This window comes from Colwellia sp. BRX8-5 (assembly GCF_014077325.1).
GTDB lineage: Bacteria > Pseudomonadota > Gammaproteobacteria > Enterobacterales > Alteromonadaceae > Colwellia_A.
In genome coordinates this window covers 23,166-40,460 of record NZ_JACGVR010000013.1, presented here as the reverse complement: position 1 = coordinate 40,460, position 17,295 = coordinate 23,166, and the positions used below count along the sequence as shown (strand labels likewise).

Genomic DNA, 17,295 nt, shown 5'->3' with positions numbered 1-17,295 from the left:
ATTTTTAATTCATATTATTAGGCGTGTAACCGGTGAGATCGAATAACTGGTTTTAGAAGCTCTCTTTTAAAACCAGTTTGTTCTCTACAAAGCGATTTTTTTTAAACACCAGTACTAAAACGATTCAAACACATTTGCTTGCCCAGCCCCTTTAACCTAAAATATCGACAAGTTAATTTTTCCTTCAAATAATAAGGTTTTTCATGGCACAACCATTACCAGATAAATTTATCATGTCGATGAACCGCGTATCAAAAGTGGTTCCACCTAAAAGAACAATACTTAAAGATATTAGTCTTTCATTTTTCCCTGGCGTTAAAATTGGTGTTTTAGGTTTAAACGGTTCAGGTAAATCAACGCTGCTTCGAATTATGGCAGGTGTTGATAAAGATTTTGAAGGTGAAGCAACGTCTTTAGCCGGTACAAAAATTGGTTACTTACCGCAAGAGCCTCAACTTGATGAAAGCCAAACAGTGCGTGAAGCTGTTGAAGAAGGGGTTGCTGAAGTTAAAAATGCTATGGCTCGTTTAGACCAAGTCTATAACGAATATGCAGAAGAAGGCGCTGATTTTGATGCCTTAGCCAAAGAACAAGGCGATTTAGAAGATATTATTAATGCGCAAGATGGTCATAATCTTGATAACGTTTTAGAACGTGCGGCTGATGCTTTACGCTTACCTGAATGGGATCAAAAAATCGCGGTACTAAGTGGTGGTGAACGCCGTCGTGTCGCGCTTTGTCGTTTATTGCTCGAAAAACCAGACATGTTATTACTTGATGAACCAACTAACCATTTAGATGCTGAGTCTGTTGCTTGGTTAGAGCGATTCTTACACGATTACCCAGGCACTGTGGTAGCAATTACCCATGATAGATACTTCCTTGATAATGTAGCGGGTTGGATTCTAGAGCTTGATAGAGGGCATGGTATTCCTTATGAAGGTAACTATTCTTCATGGCTAGAACAAAAAGATGCACGTCTTGCACAAGAAAGTAAAGGTGAAAGTGCACTACAAAAAACCATCAAGCAAGAACTTGAATGGGTGCGTTCAAATCCGAAAGCTCGTCAATCAAAAAGTAAAGCCCGTATGGCGCGCTTTGAAGAGCTTAATAGTCAAGATCATCAAAAACGTAATGAAACCAACGAACTTTACATTCCACCTGGACCACGTCTAGGGGATAAGGTTTTAGATGTTAATAATTTAACAAAATCTTTTGGTGACAGAGTACTCATTGATAACTTAAGTTTTAGTGTGCCAAAAGGTGCTATTGTTGGCATTATCGGACCAAACGGCGCAGGTAAGTCAACATTGTTTAAAATAATGTCAGGCGCAGAAAAACCAGACTCGGGTAATGTAGAGCTAGGTGATACGGTTAAACTTGCCAGTGTAGATCAGTTCCGTGATGACATGGACAATAGTAAAACCGTCTACCAAGAAATATCTCAAGGCCATGAGATATTACAAATTGGTAATTTTGAAATTCCAAGCCGTGCTTATGTCAGCCGTTTTAACTTTAAAGGTAACGATCAACAAAAGATCATCGGTGAGTTGTCTGGTGGTGAACGTAACCGAGTTCATTTAGCTAAACTAGTGCAAACCGGCGGTAACGTATTACTGCTTGATGAACCAACCAACGATCTTGATGTTGAAACCTTACGTGCGCTTGAAGAAGCGTTGTTAGAGTTCCCAGGTTGTGCCATGGTTATCTCGCATGACCGTTGGTTCCTTGATCGCATTGCAACTCACATTTTAGATTACCGTGATGAAGGTAAAATTAACTTCTATGAAGGTAATTTTACTGACTATGAAGCTTGGTTAAAGAAAACATTGGGCCCTGCAGCTACTGAGCCTCACAGAATTAGATACAAAAAAATTGGCTAACCTAAAGCTAATAGATAATTTTTAAATTACCTATTAGTTATTAAATAGTTATCGGCACTTTATTTTTGTGGTTTTATAAAAATCCACACGAATAAAGTGCCTTTTTGCTAAAAGGGAGCTATGCTAAAGATACCCATTTATAATTTGAACTTAAGCAATGGAAAATAGACGTCAATTCACGCGAGTTTTGTTTTCAATCAATGCGATATTAGAGGTTGAACAGCAGAATTATCCAGTTACTATCCACGACATTTCACTTAATGGCGCTTTGGTCACTATGCCTAAAGCTGAAAAGTCATTAAAAGGTAAGTTAGGCTTATTACATTTTGACTTAGTTAATGGCGAATCAATCGTTGAAATGCATATTGCTGTCGTTCATGAAGAAAATGACAAGCTAGGTTTACAGTGTGAAGTAGGCTTGCAATGTAATGCTATCGATATTGACAGTGTGACCCATTTAAGACGGTTAGTTGAATTAAATTTAGGTGATGAAAGCCAGTTACATAAAGAACTTTCACAATTATCACGCCTTGCTTAATATGATGACAATCGCCTTGCTTTATAGAGGAACATTATGAATCACTTAGTTATTTCATTTATTACCAAAGACCGTCCTGGTTTAGTCGAAACCTTATCCAAAGTCATTAAACAACACCAAGGTAACTGGCAAACCAGCAGTTTGCATCATTTGTCCGGCTGTTTTGCTGGTGTACTTGAAATAGCGGTAGCGCAAGCTCAATGTGAAGCCCTAACTCGTGCAATTACCACACTGGACGGTTTTAAAGTCATTATCGAAAAGACTACCCCTAGCCAAATTAACGATGAGTCACCGGTAGTTTTAGAGCTAACAGCAAACGATCGAGAAGGTATTGTAGAAGAAATATCTGCGGTTATTCACCATCAAGGCGGTAACATGATAAAGCTTGTCAGCGAGCAAGATAATGCGCCACATACTGGCCAGCCACTATTTAAAGCAAAAATAACCTTAGCGGTTAATAAAGAACAAACACCAAGCTTAATAAATGCATTAGAAGATCTTGCTGACGATTTAATGATTGATATTTCTTGTTAATCTGTTGAATAGTAACTTAATCTACACGGTATTATTAGCCCACTTATCAATACCTCTTTGGGCTAATAATACCGTGATATTTTATTCATAGACTGGCTTAACCCTAATGTTAAAAAGGATCGAGTAAACAAGATCCCCCCTCTTTCCCCTTCAATAATGCTCCCGTAAAATTACTGTTAACTCCTAGCTACTAAACTAAAAAACTAAAAATAAGTATTAACTGAAAATGGCCTTACCTCCCCTAAAGAGTTTGATGAACCTTTAGGGATTTACCAGTGCAATAGAAACAAAAAGGCCTGACATAAGCCAGGCCTTTTCAAAGTGGTACTGGTGCTTTTACTTAAAGCTTAATACCTAATTTTTTCAATTCTTTTTGAACAACTGAGTTCGGTAATGGAATATAACCATCTTTCTCAACAATTTTTTGACCCGACTTAGAAAGTACCATAGTTAAAAATTCAGCATCCATTGGCGCTAATGGCTTGTTTGGATGCTTATTTACATAAACGTATAGGAAACGAGATAGTGGGTATTTTTTCGATATAGCATTCGCCATATTAGCTTCAACATAGTTGTCACCTTTTTTAGACAAAGCTAAAGCACGAACACCTGAAGTTGTATAACCGATACCAGAATATCCAATACCGTTTAGTGAAGAAGATACTGATTGAACAACTGAAGCTGAGCCTGGTTGTTCATTAACTGTGTTTTTAAAATCACCTTTACAAAGGGCTTTCTTTTTAAAGTAACCGTAAGTACCAGAAACTGAGTTACGACCATAAAGTTGAATGTCTTTTGCTTCCCAGTCACCTGTTAAACCTAAGTCACCCCAACGGTCTGCATCTTTATCAGCACCACATTTGCGGTTATTTGAGAAAATAGCATCGACTTGATCAATACGTAATCCTTTAATAGGGTTATCTTTATGAACAAATACCGCTAATGCGTCAATAGCAACACGAACAGCCATTGGCTTATAACCGTAACGTTTTTCGAATGCTTCAATTTCACGCGACTTCATCTTACGGCTCATAGGGCCTAAGTTTGAAGTGGCTTCTGTTAATGCTGGTGGCGCAGTAGATGAACCAGCGGCTTGAATTTGTATATTCACATTTGGGTAAGTGCGCTTAAACTCTTCAGCCCAGAATGTCATCATGTTTGCTAAGGTATCTGAACCCACTGAAGATAAGTTACCTGAAATACCACTGACTTTTTTATATTCAGGTAAATCTTTATCCATTGCTAATGATGAGAAACTCACCAAGCTTGCTAAACCTATAACGCCTAAAGCACGTTTAAAACCCATGTTATTCTCCACTGAGAGTGATGTCCCATTAAATTATTATTAATTTGTTTGGGGCTAATTAATTTATGAACACTATATAAAGTTTATGTGACAATTATATTTAAGGTTTATGACACTTATATTACAGTGATCAATATATGGGTATATAAACAACATTTAATCAATTTCTCTCCTTCGTTCAAAGATAAAGGCGAATAGTTAGACCCTAGCTACGATTTTATAACGAGCAGTATTACTGGAACTTACGGCGAAATAAGAATTAACACATCAAATAATAGCGTTGATCATTAAAGCCGTGAATGTTCAGATAAAAGATTAGGATAAAAATACCACGGCAATAATTATTATAATGATAAAAATTTAGCGTGTGTTGAAGTTAGTTAACCTTGGTAAATAAGCCACGTATAGCAAATAAAGCGCTATCGGCACCTTATTCACTAGTGAATAAGGTGCCGATCATAAGATTATTTTTTATTTAATGCTTCAAAGTAAATAATAAACTCACTACCCTTGCCCCACTCGCTTTCAATGGCTAATTCGGCATTATGGTGATGTAAAACATGTTTAACAATTGATAGACCTAACCCTGAACCACCGGTGTCACGAGAACGTGACTTGTCTACTCTAAAGAATCGTTCTGTGATACGGTTAACGTGTTCAGGACGAATACCAGGACCATTATCTTTAACGGAAAACTTAGCCTTATTACCACTTCGTTGCCATAAAATGTGAACAGAACCATGGGCAGGCGTGTAAGCAATAGCATTAGATATTAAGTTAACACACGCACTTTTCAATTCAGTATCTATGCCTTCAATCCATAAGTCATCATTAAGATCAGCAGTAATTTTGTGTTGTTTATCTTGGTTAAGCCAAGTGGCATCGTCGACCAATGTTTTAATTAGTTTAGGCATATCAACAAATTGTTTATTTTCTTCATCGGCATGATTTTCTACACGCGATAAAACTAATAACTGCTCTACTAAGCGGTCCATACGTGATACTTGAGTTTCAATAGTGCTAAAAGCTTTTTGCCAATGAGGCTCGAGCGCATGTTCAGTGGTCAGTATCATTTCCACATAACCACGCACCACGGTAAGCGGTGTTTTGAGCTCATGAGAAACATTGGCAACAAAGTCACGCCGCATTTCTTCTAATCTTTTAATTTTACTGACGTCTCGGGCAAGAAAGAGTACTTGGTCACTTCCATAAGCCATTAAGCGCAGCTCTAACTGTAATTCGCTGTTAATGGGTGAAATAATATGACAGGGTTGTTCAAAATTACCGAGTTCTAGGTATTTAGAGAATTCAGGAAAACGAATGAGGTTGTCAATACGTTGACCAACATCACTGGGCCAACGAATGCCTAAAATGCGCTGAGCTTTTTTATTACCCCACAAAATAGTCAGTTCATCAGATAAGACTAAGGCAGCATCAGGTAATGCTTCAGCACCATCCCTGAATTTTCTAATTCTTTCGTTTAACTGTCTTTGTTTGTGGCGGTGCTGTCTAATTTGTCGGTACAGGCCATCATATATTTTCCCCCAGATACCTTCAGATTGTGGAGGAGAGAGTGACTTACTTAGCCACAGCCACTTAATAAGTTTAAATAAATGATGATAATGCCAACATAAAATAACCAAGGTACTAATACAAAGTACGAGGAGAGTTTGGCCAATTAAAAAACCAAAGAACGCGCTTACCGACAATATAGTCAGTAAACGCGTGATAATACTTTTTACGGATAAACGAAAATACATAGTGAGTCGTTTTTACCTATATATAATAATAAAATGCATACTTATGTATTACACACTCGTTTTAAGCTTTCCGGAGAATCGGTAGCCAGAGCCTCGAACGGTTTGAATAAAATCTTCATGCCCTTCGCCAGTAATCGCTTTACGTAATCGTCTAATATGAACATCTACCGTTCGGTCTTCCACATAAACATTCGTCCCCCAAACATTATCAAGTAATTGTTCACGGCTATAGACTCGCTCGGTATGAGTCATAAAAAAGTGTAATAAACGAAACTCCGTTGGTCCAAGCTCAAGTGACCGATCATTAATTGAAACCCGGTGGGCGATGGGGTCAAGTTTCATTCCATGAAATTCAATGGCTTCTTCGAGCGCGGTAGGAGAAACTCGGCGAATAACAGCTTTGATACGTGCTATAAGCTCTTTTGGCGAAAATGGCTTAGTAACATAGTCATCAACACCTGCATCAAAACCTTTAACCTTGTCGTCTTCATCGGCACGGGCAGTTAACATTATAATAGGAATAGACCGCGTATATTCATTTTGTTTTAATGATTTAGCAAGCTTAACACCTGTGCCTCCTGGCAACATCCAATCCAATAAAATCAAATCAGGATAAGGCTCAACAATCTTTGCTTTTGCCTGTTCGTAATCTTCAGCTTCAATAGCATTAAAACCATTTTGCTCTAATACAAAAGTAATCATTTCCCTGATCGGCGCTTCATCTTCAACAACCAATATTTGTCTATTCATGTAAACTTCCCGTTGTCTAACTACACTTTACTTATTGACCATTGTGATAACTTTTTATGACATTTATATTACACACAACAAGTTTAATTCATTTATCTTTATGCCAAAAGCTTAATTTATTGATCTTCATCTACATCGCTAGTTATAAAAAAAGCGACCAAAAGTCGCTTTTTTTATTTTTACAATACGGTAATTAATTAAAACTTGTATTCTATGCCTGCCGCTAAGTAATCTTGATCAGCTTCATTGTCGAGATCAAAACTCGTGTAAAAAGCAAAAAGTTTAGTACTTTTCGCTAAGGCGTAATCCGCGCCAACGGTCATACCTGAACGGTGATCGCCGCCATCATAATTAGCCGTTTGTACTTGTCCTTTAACTGTAATTTTATCAAAGCCATATTTTGCTGAAAACAAGAAACCTTCGACATCACTGCCATCAGAAACTTTTTCTTGTCTGTGAACAATAGCACCTAAGGTAAAGCCAGCGAGTTTACCCTGCACGGTTAAACGGGCCGCATCATAACCTTTAACTTCTGAGTCTACCGCGATAGCAGCATAAATCTTAGATTTTTTAAGCGCTTTATCACCATAAAAAAGGGCCATTGAGGTGCCATCTTGTCCATCAACCTCATCTTCTGCAATATAAGTAACACCCAGTTGAAAACCGTTAACCTTAGGTGATTTATAAGTAACCGTGTCGCTCATGCGGTTCTCACCTTTCCAGAGCTGTTTAATATCTGCGTTTAAATCACTGAATAAGTCAACCTTGCCTTGTGACTGCTTTAATACGGTATCGTTAATACCTAACAATACTTCACCAAAATTACCTTTCAAGCCAATGTATTGATTACGGTCAGTAATGCTATCACCCTTGTCACTATCACCATCAAGGTCGACTTGAAACTCTGCTTTAAAAATAACTTCAAGGCCATTACCCAAATCTTGACCACCTTTAAAACCTATACGTGAAGCGTTACTTTTAACTTCAGAGTAAGTACCAGTACCGTCATCTGATGACTGAACTGTAACATTGGCTTTACCATAGATATCAACATCACCAGCAAACGCTGATACAGAAAGAGTTGATAATAATGCCGCTGCAAGAGTGCTGTAAGAAATTTTCATATATATACCTTATTGGGTGACAGAGTCTTTTATATTAAGAACGATTTAAATTAACTAATTATTTGCCGCATATTCTGCCTAATTTATATGACATTTTTGTGACATTATGAATTATTTTTTAAAAGTTTATGACAATTTGATAAATTTAGCTAAGAAAGACTTCGTATAAGCCACAGCAATTTTAAATAAAAAATTATTTCCTTTAAAAAGAGATAAAACACCTTATATTGAATAAAAATCATTCTTATAGCAGAAAATACTTTTAACCTACCGTAAAATGTCTAGAATTAAGCTAGGTATCATAATAAAGAAGATAAAATGAAGGTAACAAGCATTTCTCGAAAACTATTGACCCGAGTGCTCTCGGTTTATTTTGTTTTAACCTTTATTGTCACCTGCGTGCAAATTGGTGCTGAGTACATTAACACTAAGAGCCACATAAACAGTGAGTTACTGACCTTAGAAAAAACATTTAGCAGCAGTTTAACACGTGCTGTTTGGGAGTTAAATACACAGCAAGCTGTTGATATTGCTGTGGGATTAGTCGCCATTCCTATGATAAAAGGCATTGTTGTTACCGATGAAAATGACCAAATCATTGCACAATTAGGTGAGTTTTCTGAGGGTGAACTTTTTAATCAACCCGATAAAGTAACCTTAAATAGTGAATCTACTGCCATTAGCTCTTTTTCTGAAGGATTATTTGGCCATTCGTTTCAACTCATCTTTGAGTTTTCTGGTCGAACAACAAAAGTGGGGACCGTCGTTCTCTTATCAAGTAATGAAGTGATTTTCGATCGTATTGAAGTTGGTATATATTTTTTAATCGGTAATGCGATGGTAAAAACAGCCGCGTTAGTTATTTTATTTTCTCTCGCCTTTTCCAGCTTATTAACAAATCCGCTTAATGAACTTACTGAACAAATCAACCATTTTGATATAGATGATCCCGAAGCATCAAAGCTTCATACCATGAATTATGAAAATAACGAGCTGAACATTTTACAAAGAGCTTACAACAATCTGCTCGATGAGCTGGTGCAATATCAAAATCGACTGAGTACCGCCAAGCAAGAGATATTAATGGCAAATCATAAACTTGACGATCAAAATTTAATATTAGAACAAGAAGTCGCTAAAAAAACGTCATCGCTAAGTACCACCATGCTTGAAATGAATAAACAACAGCGTGAACTTATCGAGCAACAAAAACAGTTAAAAGCTGAAAATATTCGCCGCAGCCAAACAGAACAAACCTTAACAAAGACCAATCAAGAATTAAAAAACTCGATTCTAGAACTCAAAAAAGCGCAAGAACGTTTACTTGATGCAGAAAAAATGGCTATTTTAGGAAAATTATCCGCTGAAATATCCCATGAAATTAATACCCCTATTGGTGTCAGTATTACCTCAACCAGTTATTTATCAGATTTATTAAATTCATTAAAAAATGATGTCGACAACCAAAAATTAACCAAACGTTCATTAGATGACTTCACTAAAAATGCTGACCAAAGTTTACATTTACTCTTTAACAATCTTAATCGCGCATCTGATTTGATCACCAGTTATAAACAAGTTGCTGTTGATCAAACAAGTAATAAAACACGCAAGATTAACGTTGCACAATACCTAAATGAAATTATTCAATCTTTACAGCCAAAATTAAAGAAAACCAAACATACGGTTAACGTAAACTGTGTTGATAATATTGATATTTATTGCCATGCGGGGGCAATATCACAAATATTTACTAACCTAATAATTAATTCTATTATCCATGGCTTTGATGGTATAGAGAATGGCATGATTACCATAAGTGCAAAACTAAAAGGTGAACGGCTACATCTGCATTACCAAGATAATGGTGTTGGTGTTCCTCAAAATAAATTGCCACAAATATTTGACCCTTTTTATACCACCAAAAGTGGTACTGGAGGCACAGGCTTAGGCACTCATATCATTAACGAATTAGTTACTGATACATTGAATGGCACAATAGTCGCACATTCTGAGGTTGGACAAGGTCTTAGCTATGATATTGAATTTAATGATATGCGTTAAAAAATTCTTCATTGCGATATCTTAACGGTAAGACTCTGCAAGTAAGTGCTAATAGCTGATATTTAAGTTACTATATTGCTCTTTTAAAATTTATCAGCCGGTGCACTTAGTGTTCCAGCGGCGCAGGAAACTTCTATGTGGTTCAAAAACCTATACTTTTTCACATTTACTCGCCCTTTTGCATTATCAGAAGATCAATTAGAAAAACACTTAGCTGAACATTTATTCACCCCTTGTGGGTCAACAGAGCAATCGCATTTTGGTTGGGTAAATGCTTTGGGTAAACATGGCCATTCAACGGTTCATGCCGCTAACGGTAACCTTTTAGTTTGCGCAAGAAAAGAAGAGAAAATTCTTCCTGCTCCCGTTGTAAAAGATATGATTGAAGCAAAAGTTGCGCAACTTGAAGTTGAACAAGCGCGCAGCGCAACTAAAAAAGAAAGAGAACAGTTTAAAGAAGATATCATTTTTGAACTACTACCTCGGGCGTTTTCTCGTGTTACCGATACCCATGCTTACATTAATGCTGAGCATAACCTTATTGTTGTAAATTCAGGTAGCCGCGGTAAAGCTGAAGATTTATTAGCCTTGTTGCGCAAAGTTATTGGTACTTTACCCGTAACAAGTGTTTCACCAGAAAAAGCGCCTGATGAATTGATGACTGACTGGTTAAACGAGAAAAGTATTGGCGACAACTTTACTTTAGGTATGGAAGCAGAGTTTCATGCCTTAGGCGATGATGGTGCGGTAGTTCGTGTTAAAAATCAAGATCTTGATAGCGATGAAATTAAAACACATTTAGACGCTGATAAATACGTAGTGAAATTAGCGCTTGAATGGGATGAAGCAATGTCGTTTATTCTTTGTGACGATCTAGCGATTAAGCGTTTAAAGTTTTTTGATGTCTTACAAGAACAAAATGACGATATCGATAGTGACGACGTTATAGCAAAACTTGATGCAGACTTTGCCTTAATGGCTGGAGAAATTAATCGTTTGATTAATGACTTACTGGCTGAATTCAATGTTAAAGCGACAGACTACTTAGAGAGCTAATACGCTTTAGGTTACTGATGTCTCTAAAGAAAAAAGCAGCTAATATAGCTGCTTTTTCATTGCTTCACTTTATTACTTCAGTATCAATCGAGTTAATAATACCGGTAAAATAGGTAGACTACTTCAAACGAATAGAGTTGATGATATCGGTCGTGGAAATACCTTCTTCAAAGTTAAGTACTTTAACTGTGCCGCCATTGGCCATCACTTCTTTACCGCCAGCAATATCTTCAACTTTATAATCCCCCCCTTTAACTAATATATCGGGGAGAATGTTGCTTATAATACGTTGAGGGGTGTCTTCTGAAAAACTCACTACCCAGTCAACAGCGCCTAAACCAGCTAAAACTGCCATTCGTCTGTCGGTAGGGTTAACCGGTCGTCCACTGCCTTTTAATCTTTTTACAGAAGCATCGTCATTAACAGCAACAATCAAACGAGTGCCTAAAGTACCGGCATGGGCTAAATACGAAACATGGCCTGCATGTAAAATATCAAAACAGCCATTGGTCATGACAATATTTTCACCACGAGCTTTTGCTAATTTAACCGCAATTTTTAATTGCTCTTCGCTGACAACACCAAAACCACTTTCTTGCCCTGTCGATATTTCAGCTAATAATTCGGTCTCGCTCACGGTTGATGTACCCAATTTACCAACAACAATACCGGCAGCAATATTGGCTAAAGCACTCGCTTGGGTATATTCAGCTTTTGCTGCAATAGCCAAAGCAAGTGTCGCAATAACCGTATCACCGGCACCGGTTACATCATAGACCTCACGCGCTCGAGTCGGTAGATGGAATTCGTCATGATCTCGACGGAGCAAGGTCATTCCTTGTTCACTGCGCGTCACTAACATTGCTTCTAAATCAAGGTGCACTAACAGTGCCTGACCTTTAGTGACAATATCATTTTCTGTTTTACATGCGCCAACCACAGCTTCAAATTCGGATAGATTGGGCGTTAGTAATGTTGCACCACGATAGCGTTCAAAGTCGGTACCTTTGGGATCAACTAAAACAGCTTTCCCTTGCTTTTTAGCTATAGCAATTAAATTTTGAACCTCAGATAACGTACCTTTGCTATAATCAGACAACAAGAGTAAGTCATGATTAACCAATTGAGCAGCTACTTTTTCTTCAAGTACTTTTTTATTTACTTCGCTAAGAGACTCTTCAAAATCTAAGCGGATCAACTGCTGATTTCGGCTCATTACACGTAATTTAGTGATCGTGGGAATATTAGCTTGTTGATCAAATTCACAATTAATATTTAATGCTGATAGCTTTTTTTTCAAATGCTGAGCGGCTTCATCATCGCCAGTAATGCCAACAAGAGTCGCTCTTCCACCAATAGAAGCTATGTTTAATGCAACATTTGCCGCACCGCCGGGGCGATGTTCATCTTGATTAATTTTAACAACAGGAACGGGGGCTTCTGGAGATATACGATGTGTTGGACCGTACCAATATCGATCTAACATAATATCACCAACAACCAACACACTTGCTTGCTCAAAAGCGGGAATGTCTACTTTCATCCTATGCCTCTTAACTCTTTATGGATATACAGATATAATGGTTAATATTGTATCACATGAATTTCAATGAGTTGACATCATCCCGTGAGTAAAAATAAAGTTTTACAACCTGATTTTAAAATATCCTTCCTATTACCTAAGTATTGGTTAACTTGGTTTGGGGTAATTGTTCTCTATACCATTTCATGGTTGCCTTATAAATTACAATTAATGCTCGGCAGGATGCTCGGGCGCTTACTGTATAAAATAGGCTCAAGTCGCAAAACGGTTGCGATGAAAAACTTGCAACTATGTTTTCCAGAAATGTCGGCACAAGAACGTACCCGTATTTTAAAGAAAAACTTTGAAAATACCGGCATCGCCTTATTTGAAACCGGCATGGGCTGGTGGTGGCCAGATTGGCGAGTTAGACGAAAAACAAAGATTGTTGGCCTTGAGCACCTAGAAAAAGCCCATCGAGAAGGTAAAGGTGTTTTACTATTAACCATGCACTACTTAAGTGTAGAAATTAACTGTCGTGGCATGGGTACTGGACACCCTACGGTGGTTTTTTATCGCCCCCACAATAATCAACTAATGGAATTTTTTCAGTTTAGAGGTCGTGGCCGCTCCAATAAATACATGTTGGGTAAGCGCGACGTTAAGGGCTTAATGAAGGCACTACGTGATAAGGAAGTTTGTATTTATTTGCCCGATCAAGATTATGGTCGAAATCGCAGTTTATTTGTGCCTTTTTTTGCTGTACCTGATGCAGCAACAACCACGGGTACATTAATTTTTGCTCGCCAGAAAAACGTACAAAGTCACATACTCATACCGACCAGAAATGATGATGGCAGCGGATACACTTTAGAAATAAAGCCAATGATGGAGAATTTCCCTACCGATAATGACGAGGCTGACGTTATTCGCATCAACCAAGAGCTAGAGAAAGCCATTATGTTTAAGCCTGAACAATATATGTGGTTACATCGACGTTTTAAAACAAGACCTAATGAAGGTGACCCTTCACTTTACAAATAAGTCATGGTTGAAATCATCAGCATTGTATAAATAACAACTTTTCAGTATGGTAGTATTTATTATAAGTACACCATACTGGAATTTTCCATATGGCCTCATAACTAAGACAGCCTTATATGAACTTTTGGTTACGCAACATTATTTTTGGTTCAATTCTAATTGCTTTAGCTTTTTTATTATTTGATAACCAAGAAGAGCTATTTTCTTCTTTGTCGGATGATACCCAGGCAACAGCAGAAGTTGCGCCAATTAAACCAGCAGATAAAGCCGTTCTGGCATCAGAGTCATCGACTTCAAAAATAAAAAGTAACAATGCGGCGGCAGATGGTTTATCTCGCTTTTACGCCAACTTACATGGTGACGATGGCAGTTCAGGTCCAAAAATTCGCAATAATATAGTTTACTTGCAAGAGCCAACGGGTGACATTGTCAAACTGCTAGAAGCTCGGCGCATGGTCACACGTCCCTTACGAAAAAACTGGCGTGGCACCAATGAAAACCACCCATTTCGCTTAGGTGAAACACTCTTTCAAAAACTTTCAGAATATGCAAATAGTGAGGGTTTAGAAGTTATTTGGTGGTTAAATAGAGATTTTTTGGTCAAAGACCCTTTTCGTATTAATAAAGAAATCATCAAAACAGCTTACCAAGTTGGTAAAGCGGTTGAAGGACACTTTCGTGAAGGTATTAAGGTCTATTTTTGTCATCAACAACGAGCCATTGTACTGATTGATTTGGATATACCCTACCTAGATGAAGAGTGTATTTTATTACCGCAAAAGTCTCAAAGACGCTAAATAATAACGTCTTTGTAGTTATCAGACATTTCTATAAAGATTTTTCATACAGTGACAGGCAAATAGCAGCAACGTTTTCAGCTATTACTTCAAAGTCCACCTTAGTCAATAATTGCTGCTCATTTTTTAAGGTCGCGTGGTGACCAAAATCACGTAACGTGCAATAACTAGTCGTTAGCTGCTTTTGTTGCTCTGAACTTATTACTCCGCAGTGTTGTAGCCCTTTAAGTAAATGCAAGTTATCGGAATATTTGCAAAGCTCTGGGTGCTTTGCACTTTCGCTAAGTACAAGGAATTGGACTAAAAATTCGATATCAACTAACCCACCCTCGCCTTGCTTGATGTCAGTGTCAGCCGATGTTGATTTATCTAAATGCGCACGCATTTTTGCACGCATTTTTAAAACATCGGCACTAACATTTGCTCGTTCACGGACGCAAGTCAGTATTTCTTGTCTTATGGCTGAAAACTTATTAGCTAATTCAAGGTTACCAAATACAGTACGAGCTCTGACTAACGCTTGATGTTCCCATGTCCATGCTTCTTCTCGCTGATATTGTGCGAAAGTATCAACATGAACGACCAACAAACCAGAGTTACCAGAAGGACGTAGACGCATATCTAATTCATATAAAATACCACTGGCCATACGTGTATTAAAAATGTGCATAATACGCTGTGCTAGTTTCATGTAAAATTGCGAAGCGGGGATCTGCTTTAAACCGTTAGTAACCTCATTACTTTGACTATTATGAACAAAAACCAAATCTAAATCGGAACTATAACTTAATTCTATACCGCCCATTTTTCCATAGCCAATCGCAGAAAAGCCTTTATGGTTTTCGCCAACTGTCGACTCGGGCACGCCAAAACGCTGAGCCATTTGTTGCCAAGCTAAATGAATAACTTCTTCAATAATGGCTTCGGCAAGAGCGGTTAAATGATCGCTAACTTTAGTTACTGGTAAGATCCCACAAATATCACCGGTCGCAATTCGCAAGTGTTGTGCTTGCTTAAATTGTCTTAACATGTCCATTTGTGCCTCCTGATCATCTTCAGGTATCCGCAACATTGCTTGTCTTAAGTCAGCAGAATAACTACTCAGCTCTGGCGGATTGTGTAACAATTTAGGATCGATTAATTCATCTAATAATATCGGATACTTGGCAATATGTTCTGCGATCCAACTACTTTGATGGCACAGTTTAATGAGGTGCTTCAATGCGCCTTCATTTTCAAATAATAATTCAATATAGGCGGTACGCGTTGATATCTTATTAAAAATAATTAAGACCCGCTCTAGCGTAAAGTGACCACTATGCTCTTGCTGTATGTGCCACATTAAAACGGGTACTAATTTATCAAGTACGCCACGCCCTCGATTACCGATACTGCGCTTTTCCATCTCAGCTCTAAATTCAGCGAGCAAACTCCATATTTTTTTAGCATCAACGAAGAAGCTGACCTGTTCGATCCAAGCAACACTCTCCTCATCTGACCATTTACTGTCCCACAATGCTGTCCAATGCTGATCTTTCGCTTGATGATTTGGACTCTCTTCGCCAATAAGTGCACAAAACTCCTGATGAACGCTGTTCATTTTCAACGCTAAAAACTCAAGAAAGTCTGGCCATGTTTGACATTGTTTATGATTAAGTGCCCATAATAAACGCATTTGATCCAAGGTATTATCTGGCAAGGTCTGAGTCTGTTGATCATTTAACGCTTGAATAATATTTTCTACTCGCCGTAAAAAACAATAAGCATCGGTCAGCACGGCTTCATTCTCAGCGGTAATAACTTCTTTCTCGACCAAAATAGGTAACACCGTTAATAAGCGGCGGTGTTGCAATTCTTTTATCCGCCCGCCACGAATAAGCTGAAACACTTGCACTATAAATTCAACTTCTCTAATACCGCCTGCACCCAGTTTTATGTTGTTATTTAATTGTTTACGACGCACTTCTTGGGCGATCATCATTTTCATACGGCGTAAGCTATCGATAACACTAAAATCAATATAGCGACGATAAACAAAAGGTCTGAGTATGGTTGAAAGTTGGTCATGATATTTGCCCTGACCAATAAGACGCGCTTTGAGCATCGCATAGCGCTCCCAGTCACGCCCTTGCTCTTGATAATAATCTTCCATGGCATTAAAGGTTAAAACAAGCGGACCACTTTCACCAAAAGGACGTAAACGCATATCAACGCGATAAACAAAACCATCGGCCGTTTTTTGATGTAAGGCAGTAATTAATTTTTGTGCCAAACGAATAAAAAATTGCTGATTATCAAGACTACGCCTAGCACCTTGTGTTTCTCCCATTTCTGGGTAGGTAAAAATAAGATCGATATCAGAAGAAAAATTTAATTCACGTCCACCTAGCTTGCCCATCCCATAAACTAACAGTTGTTGAACCTCACCATTTTTGCTGTTGGGTATGCCCCATTTTTCTTGGCAGAGTAATGTTAACCAGTTTAATGCGGCTAAAATAAGCTGGTCAGCGAGTTCGGATAAACGCTCTAACGACAAGGTTAATTCAAGATCAAACAACAAGTCAGCAACGGCAATATTAACCATCTCTTGTAAACGAAACTGCCGTAAGATTTTATGTAATTGCTCTTCACTTTCACAAGGGGCAATCAGCTCAGTAAGCATTTGCTGATAATTGGGACAGTCAGTTTGGTAAACACGTTCACTTGAAAATAAAGACACCACAATGTCAGGGCACTGCAATGCACTGTTTAATATAAAGTCACTTGCCATTAATGCTTGATGAAAATCAGCGAGTTGTTGCTTGGACAAATTAGCGGTTGCTTCGGGGTATTGATGATTAAACAATTGCGTGCTTTTTTGCTGTTGCAGGGAGAGTATATTTGGTAGCTGAGTTGATTTATTCATTTAATGACCCAT

13 protein-coding genes are annotated in these 17,295 nt (G+C 37.9%); 7 read left to right on the top strand and 6 right to left on the bottom strand.

Annotated features, from left to right (window positions below; all coding sequences use genetic code 11):
• Nucleotides 1–203: 203 nt before the first annotated feature.
• The 3 genes from ettA (at nucleotide 204) to H4J62_RS10585 (ending at nucleotide 2,955) form a co-directional block, all read left to right on the top strand.
• Nucleotides 204–1,883, top strand: a complete 1,680-nt coding sequence (ettA, locus tag H4J62_RS10595; protein WP_182216489.1) for an energy-dependent translational throttle protein EttA — start codon at nucleotides 204–206, stop codon at nucleotides 1,881–1,883.
• A gap of 157 nt (nucleotides 1,884–2,040) precedes the next feature.
• Nucleotides 2,041–2,421, top strand: a complete 381-nt coding sequence (locus H4J62_RS10590) for a PilZ domain-containing protein (protein WP_070375936.1) — start codon at nucleotides 2,041–2,043, stop codon at nucleotides 2,419–2,421.
• A 36-nt stretch (nucleotides 2,422–2,457) separates the two neighbouring features.
• Entirely contained in the window at nucleotides 2,458–2,955 is a 498-nt protein-coding gene (locus tag H4J62_RS10585) for a glycine cleavage system protein R (RefSeq protein ID WP_182216488.1), read from the top strand.
• A 340-nt stretch (nucleotides 2,956–3,295) separates the two neighbouring features.
• Here the strand turns inward: H4J62_RS10585 and H4J62_RS10580 are convergent, their stop codons facing one another.
• From H4J62_RS10580 to H4J62_RS10565, 4 genes are all read right to left on the bottom strand, one after another.
• Complete coding sequence (locus H4J62_RS10580) at nucleotides 3,296–4,261, bottom strand: PstS family phosphate ABC transporter substrate-binding protein (protein WP_182216486.1); 966 nt, start codon at nucleotides 4,259–4,261, stop codon at nucleotides 3,296–3,298.
• A gap of 464 nt (nucleotides 4,262–4,725) precedes the next feature.
• Nucleotides 4,726–6,021 (bottom strand): phosphate regulon sensor histidine kinase PhoR, encoded by a 1,296-nt coding sequence (phoR, locus tag H4J62_RS10575; RefSeq protein WP_182216484.1) that lies wholly within the window; start codon nucleotides 6,019–6,021, stop codon nucleotides 4,726–4,728.
• A gap of 48 nt (nucleotides 6,022–6,069) precedes the next feature.
• A complete protein-coding gene (phoB, locus tag H4J62_RS10570; RefSeq protein WP_146796261.1) occupies nucleotides 6,070–6,771 on the bottom strand; it encodes a phosphate regulon transcriptional regulator PhoB in 702 nt (233 codons plus the stop codon).
• Nucleotides 6,772–6,968: 197 nt separating this feature from the next.
• The gene (locus tag H4J62_RS10565; RefSeq protein ID WP_182216483.1) at nucleotides 6,969–7,895 is read right to left on the bottom strand and encodes a porin; all 927 of its coding nucleotides are present in this window, start codon (nucleotides 7,893–7,895) and stop codon (nucleotides 6,969–6,971) included.
• A gap of 318 nt (nucleotides 7,896–8,213) precedes the next feature.
• On the opposite strand from H4J62_RS10565, the gene H4J62_RS10560 reads away from it, so the two are divergent.
• A complete protein-coding gene (locus H4J62_RS10560; protein WP_182216481.1) occupies nucleotides 8,214–9,959 on the top strand; it encodes a HAMP domain-containing sensor histidine kinase in 1,746 nt (581 codons plus the stop codon).
• 135 nt (nucleotides 9,960–10,094) lie between these two features.
• The gene (gene rdgC, locus H4J62_RS10555; protein WP_070375929.1) at nucleotides 10,095–11,015 is read left to right on the top strand and encodes a recombination-associated protein RdgC; all 921 of its coding nucleotides are present in this window, start codon (nucleotides 10,095–10,097) and stop codon (nucleotides 11,013–11,015) included.
• A gap of 118 nt (nucleotides 11,016–11,133) precedes the next feature.
• Here rdgC and hldE read toward each other — a convergent pair whose 3' ends face one another.
• Nucleotides 11,134–12,558 carry a bifunctional D-glycero-beta-D-manno-heptose-7-phosphate kinase/D-glycero-beta-D-manno-heptose 1-phosphate adenylyltransferase HldE gene (gene hldE, locus H4J62_RS10550; RefSeq protein WP_182216480.1) on the bottom strand — a complete coding sequence of 475 codons (1,425 nt, stop codon included), beginning with the start codon at nucleotides 12,556–12,558 and terminating at the stop codon, nucleotides 11,134–11,136.
• An 84-nt stretch (nucleotides 12,559–12,642) separates the two neighbouring features.
• On the opposite strand from hldE, the gene lpxL reads away from it, so the two are divergent.
• Entirely contained in the window at nucleotides 12,643–13,581 is a 939-nt protein-coding gene (gene lpxL, locus H4J62_RS10545) for an LpxL/LpxP family Kdo(2)-lipid IV(A) lauroyl/palmitoleoyl acyltransferase (RefSeq protein WP_182216478.1), read from the top strand.
• Between the two features lie 116 nt (nucleotides 13,582–13,697).
• Nucleotides 13,698–14,378 (top strand): TcpQ domain-containing protein, encoded by a 681-nt coding sequence (locus tag H4J62_RS10540; RefSeq protein ID WP_182216477.1) that lies wholly within the window; start codon nucleotides 13,698–13,700, stop codon nucleotides 14,376–14,378.
• Nucleotides 14,379–14,409: 31 nt separating this feature from the next.
• Here H4J62_RS10540 and glnE read toward each other — a convergent pair whose 3' ends face one another.
• Nucleotides 14,410–17,283 carry a bifunctional [glutamate--ammonia ligase]-adenylyl-L-tyrosine phosphorylase/[glutamate--ammonia-ligase] adenylyltransferase gene (gene glnE / locus H4J62_RS10535; RefSeq protein WP_182216475.1) on the bottom strand — a complete coding sequence of 958 codons (2,874 nt, stop codon included), beginning with the start codon at nucleotides 17,281–17,283 and terminating at the stop codon, nucleotides 14,410–14,412.
• Nucleotides 17,284–17,295: the final 12 nt, after the last annotated feature.